Annotated in this window: 15 protein-coding genes; 4 read left to right on the plus strand and 11 right to left on the minus strand. The window is 33.8% G+C overall.

Features of this window, described 5'->3' with window-relative positions; genetic code table 11:
• Positions 1–28: 28 nt before the first annotated feature.
• Complete coding sequence (locus BMX53_RS08245; protein WP_038986568.1) at positions 29–751, minus strand: LOG family protein; 723 nt, start codon at positions 749–751, stop codon at positions 29–31.
• A gap of 4 nt (positions 752–755) precedes the next feature.
• A complete protein-coding gene (gene uvrA, locus BMX53_RS08250) occupies positions 756–3590 on the minus strand; it encodes an excinuclease ABC subunit UvrA (protein WP_074745644.1) in 2835 nt (944 codons plus the stop codon).
• 284 nt (positions 3591–3874) lie between these two features.
• Here uvrA and BMX53_RS08255 point away from each other — a divergent pair, with 284 nt between their 5' ends.
• The 3 genes from BMX53_RS08255 to BMX53_RS08265 all read left to right on the plus strand — a co-directional run bounded on the left by BMX53_RS08255 (position 3875) and on the right by BMX53_RS08265 (position 6659).
• A complete protein-coding gene (locus BMX53_RS08255) occupies positions 3875–4315 on the plus strand; it encodes a nucleoside deaminase (protein ID WP_074745646.1) in 441 nt (146 codons plus the stop codon).
• A gap of 207 nt (positions 4316–4522) precedes the next feature.
• Positions 4523–5491, plus strand: a complete 969-nt coding sequence (locus BMX53_RS08260) for a quinone oxidoreductase family protein (RefSeq protein WP_074745648.1) — start codon at positions 4523–4525, stop codon at positions 5489–5491.
• Between the two features lie 310 nt (positions 5492–5801).
• The gene (locus BMX53_RS08265) at positions 5802–6659 is read left to right on the plus strand and encodes an energy transducer TonB (RefSeq protein ID WP_074745650.1); all 858 of its coding nucleotides are present in this window, start codon (positions 5802–5804) and stop codon (positions 6657–6659) included.
• A gap of 247 nt (positions 6660–6906) precedes the next feature.
• On the opposite strand, the gene BMX53_RS08270 is transcribed toward BMX53_RS08265, so the two are convergent.
• Genes BMX53_RS08270 through BMX53_RS08300 form a run of 7 tightly spaced genes read right to left on the minus strand, consistent with a single transcriptional unit; the run spans position 6907 to position 14579 of the window.
• Positions 6907–7350 carry a FixH family protein gene (locus BMX53_RS08270; protein WP_074745652.1) on the minus strand — a complete coding sequence of 148 codons (444 nt, stop codon included), beginning with the start codon at positions 7348–7350 and terminating at the stop codon, positions 6907–6909.
• Positions 7350–8768 carry a cytochrome c oxidase accessory protein CcoG gene (gene ccoG, locus BMX53_RS08275; RefSeq protein ID WP_074745654.1) on the minus strand — a complete coding sequence of 473 codons (1419 nt, stop codon included), beginning with the start codon at positions 8766–8768 and terminating at the stop codon, positions 7350–7352. The genes BMX53_RS08270 and ccoG overlap by 1 nt, the downstream gene beginning before the upstream one ends.
• Before the next feature lie 18 nt (positions 8769–8786).
• Complete coding sequence (locus BMX53_RS08280; RefSeq protein WP_074745656.1) at positions 8787–9647, minus strand: cbb3-type cytochrome c oxidase N-terminal domain-containing protein; 861 nt, start codon at positions 9645–9647, stop codon at positions 8787–8789.
• 2 nt (positions 9648–9649) lie between these two features.
• Complete coding sequence (locus BMX53_RS08285; protein WP_074745658.1) at positions 9650–9832, minus strand: cytochrome C oxidase subunit IV; 183 nt, start codon at positions 9830–9832, stop codon at positions 9650–9652.
• 16 nt (positions 9833–9848) lie between these two features.
• Entirely contained in the window at positions 9849–12041 is a 2193-nt protein-coding gene (gene ccoN, locus BMX53_RS08290; RefSeq protein WP_074745660.1) for a cytochrome-c oxidase, cbb3-type subunit I, read from the minus strand.
• Positions 12038–12196 carry a cbb3-type cytochrome oxidase assembly protein CcoS gene (gene ccoS / locus BMX53_RS08295; RefSeq protein ID WP_074745662.1) on the minus strand — a complete coding sequence of 53 codons (159 nt, stop codon included), beginning with the start codon at positions 12194–12196 and terminating at the stop codon, positions 12038–12040. Before ccoS ends, ccoN begins: the two co-directional genes overlap by 4 nt.
• A gap of 7 nt (positions 12197–12203) precedes the next feature.
• Complete coding sequence (locus BMX53_RS08300; protein WP_074745664.1) at positions 12204–14579, minus strand: heavy metal translocating P-type ATPase; 2376 nt, start codon at positions 14577–14579, stop codon at positions 12204–12206.
• A 214-nt stretch (positions 14580–14793) separates the two neighbouring features.
• On the opposite strand from BMX53_RS08300, the gene BMX53_RS08305 reads away from it, so the two are divergent.
• A complete protein-coding gene (locus BMX53_RS08305; RefSeq protein ID WP_074745666.1) occupies positions 14794–15672 on the plus strand; it encodes an AraC family transcriptional regulator in 879 nt (292 codons plus the stop codon).
• A 172-nt stretch (positions 15673–15844) separates the two neighbouring features.
• Here BMX53_RS08305 and BMX53_RS08310 read toward each other — a convergent pair whose 3' ends face one another.
• Positions 15845–17239: a type III PLP-dependent enzyme domain-containing protein gene (locus BMX53_RS08310; protein ID WP_074745668.1), complete on the minus strand. Its 1395-nt coding sequence runs from the start codon at positions 17237–17239 to the stop codon at positions 15845–15847.
• A gap of 10 nt (positions 17240–17249) precedes the next feature.
• Positions 17250–18176: a ChuX/HutX family heme-like substrate-binding protein gene (locus BMX53_RS08315; RefSeq protein ID WP_074745670.1), complete on the minus strand. Its 927-nt coding sequence runs from the start codon at positions 18174–18176 to the stop codon at positions 17250–17252.
• Positions 18177–18211 lie beyond the last annotated feature (35 nt).

The following is an 18211-nucleotide window of genomic DNA, read 5'->3' on the forward strand; positions in this document are numbered from 1 at the left end:
TCTTCTCTATCTGTATCTAAAACACTTTTTAGAAATTTGGTCTTAAGTTGTATTTTTTGTAGAATGCATCAATTACTTCTACTACTTCATCAGCTGAATCTACAATCTTAATTAAGTTCATATCCTCAGGAGATATATTGTGGTATTTATCTAGTAAGATAGTTTTAACCCACTCGATTAATCCTCCCCAGAACTCTGTACCTACTAATACGATAGGGAACTTAGCAATTTTCTTTGTTTGGATAAGAGTAATAGCTTCAAATAGTTCATCAAGTGTACCAAAACCTCCAGGCATTACTACGAATCCTTGAGAGTATTTTACAAACATTACTTTACGTACAAAGAAATAATCAAATTGTAAGTTCTTATCGTGGTCGATATATGGGTTAAAGTGTTGCTCGAATGGTAACTCAATATTTAAACCTACAGAAACTCCTTTTCCTAAATGAGCTCCTTTGTTACCAGCTTCCATGATACCAGGACCACCACCAGTAATAATACCGTAACCTGCCTGACTTACTTTAAAAGCAATCTCTTCTGCTAGTTTATAATAAGGATCATCTGTTTTAGTTCTAGCAGAACCGAAGATAGATACACATGGCCCAATACGACCGATTTTCTCATATCCATTCACGAATTCTGACATGATTTTAAAGATTCCCCATGAATCATTTGTCTTTATCTCGTTCCAAGATCTTTGTTTGAATTTGTCTTGGATTTTTGCTTCTTCACTTTCAAATGCGTCTTTCATAATCTTAATTTTTTAACTCCTCTTTTAAAAAGTGAGCTGTATAGCTCTTATTATTCTTACATATTTCTTCAGGTGTACCAGTAGCAACTATTTGTCCACCTTGACTACCACCTTCATATCCTACATCTATGATATAGTCTGCTGTTTTGATAACATCTAGATTGTGTTCGATAATTAGTATTGTATTTCCTTTCTCTACTAACTTATTAATTACCTCCATTAACACACGTATATCTTCAAAGTGTAGACCTGTTGTTGGTTCGTCTAATATATAAAACGTATTACCAGTATCTTTCTTAGATAATTCACTAGCTAATTTAATTCGCTGTGCTTCTCCACCAGATAGAGTAGTACTTTGTTGGCCTAACGTAATATATCCTAAACCAACTTCATTTATAGTTTTCAATTTACGATATATTTTTGGAATATTCTCAAAAAACTCCACACCTTCTGCTACAGTCATATCTAAGATATCAGAAATAGACTTTCCTTTATACCTAATCTCAAGAGTCTCACGGTTAAAGCGTTTTCCTTGACATGTTTCACATTCTACATATACATCAGGTAAGAACCCCATTTCTATGGTACGAACCCCAGAACCTTCACAAGTATCACAGCGTCCTCCTTTGACATTAAAGCTAAAACGTCCAGGTTTGTACCCGCGTATGGCAGCTTCAGGAACTTGTGCAAACAAGTTTCTAATATCAGAGAATACATCTGTATAAGTAGCCGGATTAGAACGTGGTGTACGTCCAATAGGACTTTGATCAATAGCGATAACTTTATCTATATGTTCTAGACCAGTAATCTTCTTATAGGGTTGTGGTTTTGCCACAGCATTAAAGAAGTGCGTATTTAGAATAGGGTAGAGTGTACCATTAATCAAAGTTGATTTACCAGAACCAGAAACTCCTGTTACACAAGTAAGGGTACCTAGAGGTACTTCTATACTTACATTTTTAAGATTGTTACCAGTAGCTCCTTCTAGTTTTAAGGTTTTTCCATTTCCTTTTCTACGTTTTTTAGGAATAGCTATTTTAAGCTTCCCGTTTAGGTAATTAGCAGTTAGAGTATCCTCTTTTAATAATTGAGCAGGAGTACCTTCACTGATAATCTTACCTCCGTTTTTACCCGCTCTAGGACCTATATCTATGACATAATCGGCACGCTCTATCATATCCTTGTCGTGTTCTACCACTAAGACAGAGTTACCGATATCTCTAAGCGATTCTAGTGATTTGATTAATCGTTCATTATCACGTTGATGTAATCCAATACTAGGTTCGTCTAAGATGTATAAAACCCCTACTAGTTGAGAACCTATCTGAGTAGCTAGACGTATACGTTGAGCCTCTCCACCAGATAATGTGCGCGAGCTTCTATTTAAAGATAAATAAGTCAACCCTACATCTTGCAGAAAAGACAAACGAGTTGTAATCTCTTTTAAGACTTCAGCACCTATGGTTACTTGTTTCTCAGATAACTGATAAGGAACTTTTTTAAACCAATCAATAAGTGTTTCTACATCCATTTGGATTAACTCACCGATGTTTTTATCTCCTATTTTAAAGTATAAAGCTTCTTTCTTAAGACGAGTACCATTACATTCAGGGCAATCAATCTCGTCCATAAATTCCTTAGCCCATCTTTTGATAGTTGCACTTTCGCTTTCTTCAAATTGGTTTTTGATGAAGTTAATGATTCCCTCGAAGTCTATCTTGTAATTCTTTGTAATACCAGCTACTTTAGATACCACAGAGAAACTCTCTTGACCACCATTCAGGATAATATCCATTGCTTCTGCTGGGATTTTATCAATAGGATCATTTAAAGAGAACTTATACTTCTCAGCAATAATCTCTAGTTGTTTGAACATCCAAGACTTTTTCTCTGTACCTAATGGTATTAATCCACCTGCTTTAATAGAAATAGCAGGATCTGGAATGATTTTAAGGTGGTTAATCTCATTGATTATACCTAATCCATTACAGCATGGACAAGCTCCTTTAGGAGAGTTAAACGAGAAGTTATTTGGCTCTGGTTTCGAATAAGAGATACCTGTAGTCGGACACATTAAGTGACGACTAAAGAAACGAGCTACTTCACCTTCGTGTTCTAACACCATGATAATATCATCACCATAGTGCATAGCTACTTTAATACTTTCAGTCAGACGTTGTTTAGTCTGTTCAGTATCATCTATAGCGATACGATCTATAACCGTTTCTATATCGTGAGTTTTATATCTATCCACACGCATACCCGAAGTGATATCTAGTATCTCTCCATCTACGCGTACTTTTAGAAAACCTTGTTTAGCGATTTGTTCAAAAAGTTCTCTGTAATGCCCTTTTCTTGCTCGTACCACAGGCGCTAGTATATTAATACGCTTTCCTTGGTACTCACTGATGATAAGGTCTAAGATCTGCTCATCAGAGTAGCTTACCATCTTTTCACCAGTATTATAACTATATGCTTCACCTGCTCTAGCGAATAGTAAACGCATAAAGTCATATATTTCGGTAATCGTTCCTACAGTCGAACGAGGGCTTTTATTGGTTGTCTTCTGCTCAATAGCAATTACAGGGGATAAACCATCTATTTTATCAACATCAGGTCTTTCTAGTCCTCCTAAGAATTGTCTAGCATAAGCAGAGAAAGTTTCTATATATCGGCGTTGGCCTTCTGCATAGATAGTATCAAAAGCAAGAGAGGATTTTCCCGATCCAGAAAGACCAGTGATAACCACAAGTTTTTCACGAGGAATAGAGACATCTATATTCTTTAGATTATGTACTCTAGCTCCTAATACTTCTATTGTTTCTTCTATTTTAGACATATTTTTTAGCAAAGAAACAAATATACGACTTTATCTAACTAATGCGAAGTGCAACAGTGAATCTGCTACGTAGTTTAGCAATATTTTAGTTTTTTTGAATGGTCTTTTGTTGTTTCTGATTTCTATTTTTTCGCTTTGAAATTACCTTCTAAACAAAAAACACAAAAAAACAGAATAACAAAAACACAAAATAATACTGTCTTTCTAAGACAAGGATATGTCTTAGAAAGATAATTATAGTTGTGGAGTATCACTTTATCTTTAACCAAAATAAAAAGAGAATAATGAAAGATCATCAATTTTATATTAGGCAGTGTATCAATCTTGGTAAAGAAGCAAAAAGTAATGGAGAAAGTCCAGTAGGGGCCATATTAGTAAAAGACGGAGAGATTATGGCTTATGCTCTTGAAGCAGGTAAGGCAAAAAAAGATATTACCTGTCATGCAGAAGTCGAGGTAATTAGAAACTTAAGAGAGAAATTAGATATAGTAGATATGAGTGGATATACTATGTATACCACGCATGAGCCCTGTATACTATGTTCATATGCAATAAGACATCATAGGATAAGTAGTGTTGTTTGGAGTATTTCTACAGGAGAGATTGGGGGTGCTAGCTCTGAATACCCTATTTTAGAGGCAAATAATATTGCTATTTGGGGAAAAGCGCCTGAATTAGTAAAGGGTATTCTTGAAAAGGAATGTAAGGAAGAGTTGTCTAAGTAGTTATTTGAATTAACTGTAGATCTCAGAATAGTTATTTGGCTTATTGCCTTTTTAAACGGAATTTGTCTATTACAGTTAAATTACCTTTTAAACAAAAACATAAAAACGCAACCCACAAAACAGCAGAATAACAAAACAACAGAATAACAAAATGACAAAAACACAAATAAAATAACTACTTTTAGAGCTAAATTATAACACACAACAATGAAAGCAGCTATATTGTATAAATCGGGAAGCACACCCAAATGCGGAGATATAGACTTAAAATTAAATATAGAACAAGGAGGTAAACTTATCAATGTGAAAGCCTCTGCTGTTAAGAATCTTGATAAATCTAGAGTAAGTGGTAAACACTATGCTAGTTATAAAGAGTTCCCCACAGTAGTAGGTACAGATGGAGTAGGAGAGTTAGAAGATGGAACGAGAGTTTATGGATTTGGACTTACAGGAATGTTAGCTGAACAAGCACTTATAGGCGATAATTATACTCCTATACCACACTCTTTAGACAATGTAACAGCTGCAGCCTTACCTAATGCTGTGCTAGGTTCTGCAATGCCTTTGCTAATTAGAGCAAAATTAGTAGCTGGTCAAACTGTACTTTTTAATGGAGCAACAGGAGTTACTGGTCAGGTAGCTGTACAAATCGCTAAACACTACGGTGCTAAGAATATCATCGTAACAGGAAGAAATGAACGCTTATTAGAAGAACTAAAATCTTATGGAGCTACGCATATTATCAATTTAAAGGATACAGATGAGAATATTAAAACTCAAATAAACAGTATTCATCAACAAACACCCATTGATATTGTAATTGATTACTTATGGGGCAAGCCTATTTCACTTATCATTGAAACCTTGAAAGGAGATTCTATGACTTATGTTTCTCATACTACTAAGATTGTAACAGCAGGTGATATGGCAGGTAAAGAGATTTCGTTACCTTCAGCTATACTTAGAAGCTCAGCGATAGAGATATTAGGATCTGGATTTGGAAGTCTTTCACCTGAGGAGCTTATTGTTTTTAATAAGGTTATTTTACCTGAGATGTTCTTATTGGCCTCTAATAATAAATTGCATATTGAGACTGAGTCATATCCGATAGAGGATATTGAAGAGGTGTGGAATAAACAACTTCCTTCAGGAACAAGATTGGTGATAACGATATAAGTTATACTAGTTATATAAACTTAGGGCATTTTACTTATTTTAAGTAAAATGCCCTTTTTTGTCCACATTTTTCAGTAGTATAAAAGGGATAGAGATAACCTTTTAGAATGAATATGTTAATTTATTTAAGAAGTATTTTTTGATGGAATAATAAAAACGTATTGTTTTCGTTTATAATTTATATATTTGTAATAGAACATATATTAATATTAACTATTTAATACAGTATGAAAAGAGCTGTAGATTGATTTAGCTTGTTGGTAGACGGAGTCCAACAGCCAATTGTTTAACATTTTAAAACGAAATAATTATGGCAAAGAACGATTTGTTTAGAAAAGATTGGTTGGATATTGTTTTTGAGAATCGCAATAAAGCCTATGGAGCATATAAGTTGCGTAAAAACAGTTCGTATACCACTATTATGTCTTTAGTGGCTGGAATATTTTTATTCAGTGCAGTGTTTGTTATTCCATCTGTGGTTTCTAATTTATTTGCAAGTGAAGAAACAGCTATGGTAGATGTAGTATATGATGTTCCTATTACACCTAAAGATCTAGATGACGAGCTTTTTATTCCTAAAGAGGAACCAGAAGTAGAACTTCCAGAGGAAAAAGTAGAGACAGTATTAAGTAGGGTTAAAGAAGTAAAGTATACTGAGTTTGAAGTTACTCATGCTAGTAATAATACAGAACAACCCGCTAGTGTAGATGATTTTATCGAGGCTAATCCTGGAGCTAATAATGTAGAAGCAAATGAGGATGGTGTTATCGCTATTAATGAGGATAGAACTGATAATCCAGCTGAAGTGGTAAAACTAGATGAGACTAGAGAAGGTGTAAAAAAAGAAGAAGATAATAAAGTTTATTTAGGAGTGTCTTATAAAGCAGAACCTTATGAGACAATGACTAAGTTTAGTTCTAACTTCGTTTCTAAGTTTAGAACTCCAGATATTGAGGCAGGAACCAAAGAAATAAAAGTGATTATGTCTTTTATTGTGGAGAAAGATGGTAGGTTAACTGATATCAAAGTATTAAGAGACCCAGGTTATGGAGCAGGACAAGAAGCTATTCGCGTACTAAAAACAATGCCGAAATGGAAACCAGCTTTAAATAATGATAAAGCAGTGCGCTCTCAGTTCACATTACCTATCACTATTAGAATTCAATAGAATTGTTTTAAATTTTTTTTATATTGAAGCAGCGTCTCTTAGGGGACGCTGTTTTTTTGTGCATATAGTTGATTCAATACTTATATGTTCTAAGTATGTGCCATACTAACTTATAGACAACAAAAAAAGGTTGACCATTAGGGTCAACCTTCAATCTATAAACTTGTCGTAGTTTTATTGAGGGAGCAACAAAAACTAAGATACTATCTAACAAGGACACGATAGTTGATAGCATTGGAAATCAAGTTTATATGTTTATTTTAAACTGTTGTACCTTTTTACCTTCCAGAGTATCCCAACTGATGTGTATATTCCATCTTCCAAGAGCAAGTTCTTTTAATGGAATCTCTATAGATTTTTGATCTGGAGAGAAACTTATCTGGTGATCTTTTGTTTTATCATTTGGACGATAAAAAGAAATCATACCAGAATTATTAATAGGATTGGTTACGTGGTTTAGGTTTATTATTAACTGATCAGGTGTTATATCTATAGATACCGTATTTAAATCTGTATTAGCAGCATAATTTAGTTGTTTATTAAACTTTAGTTCACTTTCATAATAGTTTTCTAATACAAGTTCATGGTCATAAGTTTTATCAGTCTGTATCTTGTACACAAAGTATAGAATAAAAGCCATAAAGCCCCCTATTACTACAATAAAATAGGTTATATAATTGAATTTAATCATTAGAATAGTTTTTTAGGTCCTAAGAAATTAGTCTTAGTCGTTTCTATTAATTCTCCATCTTGATAAATACCAATCTTTAGACTTGTATTCTCTTGCTGAATATCTTTTGTAGCTATCTCTATAAAAAGTGTTCCTTCTATTAATTCTCCTTTAGGTACTATTAAATTAGGTTTCCCTACTACGTGTAGGTTAGCATCTATGTCTATCACTTTAATGGTTAGATTAGTTATATCCTCATTCTTTTTGTTTAAGATTTTAAACGTATATACATTTTTTAGACCATTCTCAGTATGCTCAAAGAGCTGACCAGGTAGGCGTACGATATTCGTCTGTATTTCTGTTCTAAGAAATAAGATACCTGTTAGAATTCCTATAAGTATAAATAGTACTGCTGAGTAAGCCTTTAGTCTAGTAGTAAACTCAAAGCGTTTCTTTTGTACTATTTCTTCTTCAGAAGTATAGCGGATAAGCCCTGTAGGCATACCTACATTAGCCATCATCGTGTTACAGATATCAATACATGCAGTACACCCCACACACTCTAATTGAGTACCATTTCTGATATCTATTCCAGTAGGACAGACTTGTACACACTGTTCACAGTCGATACAATCTCCTTTGCCTGATTCAGAGCGATTCTCTTTCTTGTTAAACTTAGCTCTTCCATTTTCCTTCTCTCCGCGCTTGTAATCATAAGCGACAATAATTGATTTATTATCTAGAAGAACTCCTTGTAAACGTCCATAAGGACAAGCTATAATACATACTTGTTCTCTAAACCAAGCAAAGATGAAATAGAACACAGCTGTGAATATAAGCAATGCGATTAATGTTGAACTATGTTTAGTCGGGCCTTCAGTGATGTACTTAATTAAGGTGTCACTACTGATAAGGTAAGCTAAAAAGATGTTAGCAATAATGAATGAAATTAGAGCGAACACAGCCCACTTAAGCCCCTTTTTTCTTATTTTTTCACTATTCCAAGGTTGTTTGTCTAAGCGAATTTGTGCTCCTCTATCTCCTTCTATCCAAAATTCTATTTGACGGAATACCATTTCTAAGAAGATAGTCTGTGGACATATCCATCCACAGAATATTCTTCCAAAGGCTACCGTAAATAAGGCCACAAAGACAATTCCTACAATCATACACAAGACAAATATATAGAAGTCCTGTGGCCAAAAAGGTTGACCGAAAATAGAAAACCGCCTATCAAGTACATTAAACAAAAGGAATTGGTTTCCATTTACTTTAATAAAAGGAGCTATAAACAAAAAAGTAAGTAGAGCATAAGCTACAAGTTTTCTGTATTTCATGAATTTACCACTAACTTTTTTAGGGTAAATCCATTTGCGTTTTCCTTGTTCATCAATAGTATTAATACTATCTCTGAAGTTTTCTTGATCTGGCGTTTTCATTTTCGTAGTTTATTCTAATTATTGTTGTTCTGTTTCTTGCCAAAGATCGCCTTCAGCAGCCTTTGCCTCAGCAGGAGTAGAGCCGTGTAGACTCATAACATAACTGGCAACAGCTTGAATCTCAAAAGAAGTTAGTGTTCCTTTCCAGGCAACCATTCCTTTTCCAGGACGACCTCCCTCTGTAATGGTGTTGAATATGTTTTTCATACCTCCTCCTAATATCCAATTATCATCTGTAAGGTTTGGTCCAATACCACCACCTCCATCAGCTCTGTGGCAAGCTGCACAGTTAGTTGTAAAGATTTCTTTTCCTTCGCTTAAAGTTTTTTCATCGGATTGGAATACTGCAGATTCGGCATCGATTAGATCTGCGTTATTCTTTTTGTATTCTTCAATATGTAATGCTGCTATTTGGTTCTCTTTGTCAAGTTCGTCAAGTTGAGTGTAATCATTAAATACCTGGAATCTTACCATATATCCTACAGCAAAGAAGATACAGATGTAGAATAACCATACCCACCATGGAGGTAAAGCATTGTCTAATTCTTTAATACCATCATAATCGTGATCTAACATTAATTGATCTTCTGCCTCTATAGGTTTAGATTTAGTTAATGTTTGTAAGAGTGATTTTAGCGTTATCGGAGTATTGTCAAAATGTCCTTCAGGAGATAGACTCTTTAATAATTTAATTGCTTTCCATACTGTTTCTATCGCTATTAAAACAACAAGTAGTACAATTAAGAATAAAGCATATAAGAGATTCTCTTGAAAAGCAAAAGATTTGTCCTTTGTGTCTATAAAGCTTTCCATAATATATACTACAGCAGAGAATGCGATAGTAATACGTATGTAAGCTGATATTGATAAATTATTCATAGTTATAATCGGTTATCTTCTTCTTTAAAGGGAAGTTCACTAAGTTTAGTAATATCTTTTTTAGAATAGGTAAATACCCAAACTAGTAGTAAGACAAAAAAGAGAAAGAAAATTCCAAAGGATATTAAGGGAAAGATAGCAATGCCGTCTATCGTAGTTAAGTTTTCTTTTATGAATTTTAGCATGATAATACAGTCTTTCTTATTGTTGTTTTACTTCTTTTGATACAATCTTGATATCAGTACCTAATCGCTGCATATAAGCAATTAAAGCAGTAATTTCACGCTCGTGCATTGGAACGAATTGTACTCCTTGCTCTTGAGCTTGTTTTTTGCTTGCCTTATATGCCTTGACAAAGTCTGGGTCTGAATGAAGATTCTGCTCTACTTGTTTAGCTTGAGCTTTTAAACTTTCTAAGGCAGTTGCTATTTCTTGTTCAGAGTATGGTACTCCGAGTTGTACTAAAGCCTTCATCTTATCTTGTAAGTCCCCAGTGTTCATAGCTTTATTATCAAACAGCCATGGGTAAGCAGGCATAATCGATCCAGGCGATGTACTTCTTGGATTATAGAAGTGATTAAAATGCCAGTTATCGGAGTATTTGCCCCCTACACGAATAAGGTCAGGACCTGTACGTTTAGATCCCCATAAGAATGGATGATCATATACATATTCTCCAGATTTAGAGAACTCCCCATAGCGTTCTACTTCAGATCTAAATGGACGTACCATCTGGGAGTGACAGTTAACGCATCCTTCTCTGATATATAAGTCTCTACCTTCTAGTTCAAGAGGTGTATAGGGCTTTACAGTCGTGATAGTTGGTACATTAGATTTAACTACTAGAGTAGGTACTATCTGAACTATTCCCCCTATAGAAATAGCTACTGTAGATAAAATAGTTAGTTGTATAGGTTTACGTTCTATCCATGAATGCCATTTCTCTCCGATGATTCTATTTTTACTGATGCGAACTAGTGCTGGTGCTTCAGCCATATCGTCTTTAATAGTATTTCCTTTGCGTATAGTCTGTATTAAGTTATAAATACAGATGATAGTTCCCAGTAAGTATAATGTTCCACCTATAGCACGCATAGCATACATAGGCATGATTTGAGTTACTGTTTCTAAAAAGTTACCATACATTAATGTTCCGTCTGGTTTAAACTCTTTCCACATACTTGCTTGTAAGAAACCGGCTACATACATAGGAACAGTATATAGTATAATACCTAATGTAGCTACCCAAAAGTGCATATTCGCTAAAGAGATTGAGTATAGATTAGTTCGCGTTAACTTAGGAACTAACCAATAGAACATACCGAAAATGATAAAACCATTCCACGCTAATCCTCCAACGTGTACGTGTGCTACTATCCAATCCGTATAGTGTGCGATAGCATTTACGTTTTTAAGTGATAACATTGGCCCTTCGAAGGTAACCATTGCATATCCCGTTAGGGCTACAACAAAGAATTTTAAGACAGGATCTACTCTTACCTTATCCCATACACCTCTTAGTGTAAGTAATCCATTAATCATACCTCCCCATGATGGAGCTAATAACATCACAGAAAATGCAGTACCTAAGTTCTGTGCCCATTCAGGTAGTGATGTATATAATAGGTGGTGAGGACCAGCCCAGATATAAATAAAGATCAGTGACCAGAAGTGAATAATAGATAATCGGTATGAATAGACAGGTCTATTAGCGGCCTTAGGTACATAGTAATACATAAGCCCCAAAATAGGAGTGGTTAAGAAAAAAGCTACTGCATTATGCCCATACCACCATTGTACTAATGCATCTTGTACTCCAGCATATACAGAGTAACTTTTAAAGAAAGTAACTGGTATAGATAAGTTATTAAAGATATGTAGTACAGCGATAGTCACAAAGGTAGCGATGTAAAACCAGATTGCTACATATAGGTGACGCTCACGTCTTTTGATCATAGTCATGGTCATATTAATACCAAAGACTACCCATATTATAGCCATTAGTACATCTAGAGGCCATTCATATTCAGCATATTCTTTAGTAGAAGTATATCCCATAGGTAGGGTATATACAGACCATAGTATTAAGGCTTGCCATCCCCAGAAGTTAATCTTGCTTAATAGGTCACTATACATCCGAGCTTTTAGAAGTCGCTGTAATGAATAGTAAACACCAGCAAATACACCATTACCTACAAAGGCAAAGATCATTGTGTTGGTATGTAGTGGTCTTAGCCTTCCGAAACTCAGCCAAGCTATTCCATCTGTTAAAGTTGGGAATAAATAAAGTGATGCCAATAATAAGCCGACACACATTCCTACTATTCCCCAGAAGAGTGTGGCGTAAATAAAGTTTCTAACGACCTTGTTGTCGTAGTAAAACTGTTCTTTCATTTTGTCTTGTTTTTTATAGTTACGTCTTGTAGAATTCTCATCGCTGGTGTTTGCATATCGCTAAACTGTCCACTTTTGCATGCCCTTATAAAAATTAGTAGGAAGGTTATCGCTACTATTATACTGAGTGGAATCAGAAGGAAAAGGATACTCATAGTTTTATTAATTATTTATCGGAATTAGTACTTTATTCTGGAGTTTACTAGTTTTTATTTTGGTGAATACTAGTACACTAATAGAGCTTATAGGCATTAGAATAGCAGAAAAAAGAGGAGTGATTAACCCCATTACAGCTAATGAAATACCTATGGTGTTATAAGTAAGAGATATAGCCCATGCTTGTTTCACTATTTTTACACAGCCTTTACTAAAGTTGATATAGAGGGGCAAATGCTTTAACTTGTTAGCCAATAGGATTACATCACATGCCGGAGAGAAGTTATTAGTGTCTTCTGTCACAGATATTCCTACATGACTTTGTTTTAAAGCTCCTGCATCATTTAATCCATCACCTAACATTACTACTTTGTTTCCCTCTCGTTGTATCTGTTGTATGTAGCTCAGTTTTCCTGTAGGTGACTGATTAAAGTGTAGTTCTGCTGGCCCTTTTAGATAAAGCTCTAATTCTTGCTTTTGCCCTGTATTATCTCCTGAGAGTATATGTAGGTTAAATTTGTTTTTTAAGTTTTGAAACATGGTATCTATTCCTATTCTAAAGTTGGTATAGAATACATATTTGCCATAGTACTCTTGATCAATAGAAATATGAGTTTGCGTCTGTTCTGTTTCTGGTTGACCTAAAAAAGAAGCAGAACCTATCTTATAAACATGCTTATCTATTACGGCTATTATTCCTTGTCCAGTAACTTCTTTAAAATTTTGTACTTGTTTTTTAGATTCTAAAGTGTTGTTGTTTTGAACTATTATTTTGCTTAGAGGATGATTGGAACTCCTTAGTATAGTTGTCAGTTGTTCTAATTCACTACTAGAGAACTCTTTTCCATGATAACTCACTTGTGTTTTGTCGTTAGAAGTAAGAGTACCTGTCTTGTCAAATACTAAAGTATCTACCTGACTAATTTGTTCTATCACATTAGGATTAGCTAGATAGAACTGATAGTTACTTAAGATACGAGTTCCAAAACCATAGGTAAAAGGAATGGAAAGAGCTAAGGCACATGGGCAGGCTATAACTAAGATAGAGGTCAGTACATGAAAAGCCTTAGTAGAATCTCTAACCATCCAAAATACAAATGCAAACAACGCAATGAATAGTACGGAAGTAGTAAAATACTTCGCTAATACTTTACTTTTATCACTTAATAAGTTTTCTTTTTCTATAGAGGTATTATTCCATAATTGGGTTAAATAACTCTGGTTAACGCTACTAATTAGGGTGATGCTTATATTAGCCCCAATTAGTTTGGCTCCTGCGAGTACTTTCTCATTTTCATTTATTAATACAGGTAATGATTCTCCAGTGATAAAACTGTAGTCCACATATATAGAACCATGACGAGCTATCGCATCAGCTGGAATAATCTCATTATTTCTAATCAATAGGTTATCACCAGGAACCAGTTCTGCAAGAGCAGTATTGATATATTGATTATCCACTATCTTAGTGACAGATATAGGGAAGTAATCTTTATAATCTCTGTCATATTGAAGATTAGTATATACTTTGCTTTGTGCGTATTTACCAATCAGTAGAAAGAAAATAAGCCCACATACACTATCAAAATAGCCAGAACCTAATCCAAACAACACATCAAAAGAACTCCTTAGATAAATGACAGAGATCCCTAATGAGATAGGAACATCCATATTAATAGACCTCTGTGCTAGGGCAGATAAAGCACTTTTAAAGTAACCTTGTGCCGCTCCTATAATAGCTACAGTAGTCAATAGCATATTCAGTATTCTAAATAAGTTTTTGTTCTGTTGTAACCACAATTCTCCAGTATCAAAATATTCTGGTAGAGATAACATCATCACATTGCCAAAACAGAACCCTGCAATACCTAAACGAGTAATTAAGGGTTTTAGAGGATCTTTTGTTTGCTGTTTAGGTTGATAGGTAGTATCTACTAAATATCCTAGCTCTCCTAATAGAGTGATTAGACTATGTATTTTGTAATCTGTATCTAAAACTACTTCTAAAGTTTTGTTTTTAATATTAACAAGGCTATTGATTATACCTGCATTTATCAGATGCAGTCTTTCTAATAAGTATAGATCGCCTTGATCATCTAAATTTTTTATCAGTACTATTAAAGAGTAATCTGTATTAGTCTGAGTAATAATTAGATTCTCAAATAAACTATTCGCTAAGATCTGTTGGTTAGTTTCAGACAACTTAGGTTTGTTCTTATTAGTCTTACCGATGCTATAGTATTCTAGTAAGTTGACTCTTTTGATATTGGTATAAGCTAAACTACAAGGAACACCACAGAATGGAGATGAGTCTTGTTGCTCTAAAACGCCTTGACAATGCTGACAAAGTGTATTGTTTTTTTGCTCTGTAATTGTACTCATAGTTTACTGCTTTATTTGAATACAAATGTCCCTAAAATAGCTTAAATGAAAAGATATACTTACTCGCTATAAAAGGTATATTAGGGACATTGTTTGTTTTAAATGCCTTATTTTTGTTAATATAAATGTAAAATAAGGTTCATTTGTCTTTTTGCTACATATCTTTGAGAAATAGGATGTAATGTCTTTTTAATACCATTTAAGGGTCTTTTTTATGAGTGAGATAAAAGTATTAGAGATTAAGCAGTTTAAAGAGGAATCTATCAATCCAATGTTTTACGTAAATGAGTTTCGCACTCATTTTAGTACCAGTAAATTACATATTGATATACCGCATAAACACAATTTTTATGTAACAGTTCTATTCACAGAGGGAAGTGGAGTACATGAGATAGATTTTTTAACCTATGAGGTTAGACCAGGTGCTTTGTTTTTCTTATCGCCAGGACAGACACATAGTTGGAAATTATCTGATGATATTAATGGGTATATCATCTTCCACACTAAAGAATTTTTTGATATACATCTGATTAATAATTTGCTAAAGGGCTTTAACTTTTTTAATGTGCTTAATCAGTCTTGTGTGTTTTATTGTGATGAGTCTTTACAGGCTAAATGGTCTAATCTATGTGATCAACTAATAGAAGAACACCACAATAGAGAGTTTATGCGAAATGAGTATCTATTGTCATTAACTACTATGTTTTATATACAAGTGCATAGAGAAATGATAAAGAGAAATCAAGCAGGTAATCAAGGAACTATTAAGTATAATGTTCACTATCAAAAGTTTGAAGAGTTGGTTGAAGAATATTATATGAAGGAGAAATCACCATTATATTATGCAGATAAACTTAATATTACGCCTAAACATCTAAATAGAATCGTTAGAACAATGGTTAATAAGTCAACAGGAGAGATTATTACAGATCGTGTTATCCTTGAAGCAAAGAGGATGTTTATGTATTCTAAGCAAAGCTTTAGTGAAATCGCTTATGTATTAGGTTATGAAGATTATTCATATTTTTTGAAAGTGTTTAAAAGTAAAGAGAATACAACTCCAACCGATTTTATGAAGCGTTATGGATTATAATAGAGTATAAATTAGCCAAGATTACACCTTATTCAATGTATAAATGAAGTAGCATAGGTGGTAAGCTATGCTGTGAATGAACTATGGTAATAAAAAATGTAATAGCAATGAACGAATAGAGTGTATCTATGGCTAATTTGATGGTTAGAGATTGTATCCTCTTATATGGTATTTAGTACCCTAATAGGTCTAAAGCTTCTTTGTAATTTTGCTCTTGACTAAATACAGATGTTTGTATGTGATTATTCTCATCTTCTTTAATCAAGATATGTTTTACACGAGGTATCAGGCAATGTTGTATTCCTCCATAGCCTCCTAAGGTTTCCTGATATGCTCCTGTGTGAAAGAATCCTATGTACAAAGGATTTTGCTCAGAATACTTAGGTAAGTATATAGCGTTTTGTTCTTGTTTAGCATTGTAAAAATCGTCACTATCACAGGTAAGTCCACCAAGCTGTACCTTTTCGTAATTCTTATTCCATCTATTAATAGCTAATAAGATAAACTTCTTATTTATCGCCCACGAATCTGGTAGGGAAGTAATAAATGAAGAGTTAATCATATTCCAGTTTTCCCTGTCATTTTGCTTTTTCTGACTTAGTATCTTATAGATAATACCTGAGCTTTCACCTACAGTGTATGAACCAAACTCAGTATAAATATTAGGTACAGCTACATCTGATTCTTCACATAGCAATTTGATTTGGTGAAGAATTTCATAAATCATATACTCGTAATCAAAGTCAAAGTCTAATGAATTCTGTATAGGCATCCCACCTCCGATATTTAGGCTATCTAGGGTAGGGCATACTTTTTTGACTTCTACATATACTTTAATACACTTTAGTAACTCATTCCAATAATAAGCTCTGTCTCGTATTCCGGAACCAATAAAGAAGTGTAACATTTTAAGCGTAATTCTATCTTGCCGGGCTAAGTGCTTTTTGTAGAACGTTGGTATATCTTTATACCCTATACCTAACCTTGAAGTATAGAATTTAAACTTAGGCTCTTCTTCTGTAGCGATGCGTATTCCGATAGAGAAATCTTTATCTATAGCTGATTGTAACAAGGCTAATTCATCCATATTGTCCAAAACAGGTAAGGTATTAGAATGCCCTGAATTGATCAAAGATGCAATACTCTGTATATAATCTTTCGGTTTATAACCATTACATAGAACTAATGTATCTGAAGTAACCTTACCTTTTTGGATAAGATTCTTGACTATATCGATATCAAATGAGGATGAGGTTTCTATATTGACCTTATTCTTTAATACCTCGTCTAGGATATAACTAAAATGCGAGCTTTTAGTACAATAACAAAACTGATATGTTCCCTTATAGTCTAATAAATCAATAGCTTTAGTAAATAGGTCTTTCACTTTATTGATGTTTTGCGATATCTTAGGAAGATATGTAAACTTAAGGGGGGTACCATAAGTTTGGGCCAGTTCTAATAAATCAACCTTGTGAAATAATAAGGTGTTTTTATCAGTTAGTTCAAACCCTGCTTGTGGAAACTCGTAGTTTTGTTCAATGTGATTTTTGTAAGAATAATTCATCTAAAAAAGCTTATATAGAGTTTAAAATATCAGACCAAATCTTTAACTCTAGTGTATCGCGTTTGCGTTCTCCAAAGAATTGAGTAATAATATCTCCATTGTCATTAAATACTTCAATAGCAGATACAATACCGTCTGTTGTTGGTTTTCTAACGATGTATATATGCTTTATCTGCGCTCTAATCAGAGCTAAGTTAAAGACTGAATCAGAAAGCTGAATCGTATAATCAGTTGTTGCTAATTCTCCTATAACATTGGTGTATATCTGTATAGCACCCTTGTTACCAACAAAACTCATTAAAGGTATCTGTTCTTGCTTTACTTTTTCTAAAGTAGAGATAAGATTATCTATCGTTATTTCTTTTACATACTCAGTCGCACCAAGTCTTAATGCTTGTAAACGTGTTACTTTGTGTTTTCTTAGCATGGTGAAGAAGTCATGTGTGTCTTTTAATGCTTGCCAATCTTTGTGAAAAGAGATTAGGTCTATCTCGACATCTTCAATTTCTTCTATACTAGGATAAGGGTCAAGAGTGATTATAGACTGATCTACTACCTTGTATTTATCTATCAGAAGTAGTGCTAATTCAGTTTGTTTATCTATTAAGATAGTATGAACTTGATTGCCTTGTTTGTCAAAAAAGTAAAGAGTAATATTCTTTTTAATTTGAATCAAACCATATTTCCAATGGTTTAAAAATAATCGCATATCAATGATGTCATTTAAGGCTTGACCTATTCCATGTTCGAATATTTCAACATTACTATAGTGCCCTTTAGTTAAGTGATATGCTCCATTGTTATAAGTTATAGCAGTTACTTGCTCTAATTGTTTTAACTCTTGAAGAATAGCTTCCCATTTATTGTCTAAGAAATATATATCAGTATCATTAACTAACTCTGTTAAAGTTAGATTATTTAATATCATTGTTTGCATAGCCTAAGTAATTATAGGTGCAAATGTCAGCTTAT

The sequence above is a fragment of the Myroides marinus genome, from assembly GCF_900109075.1.
GTDB classification, from domain to species: Bacteria; Bacteroidota; Bacteroidia; order Flavobacteriales; family Flavobacteriaceae; genus Flavobacterium; species Flavobacterium marinum_A.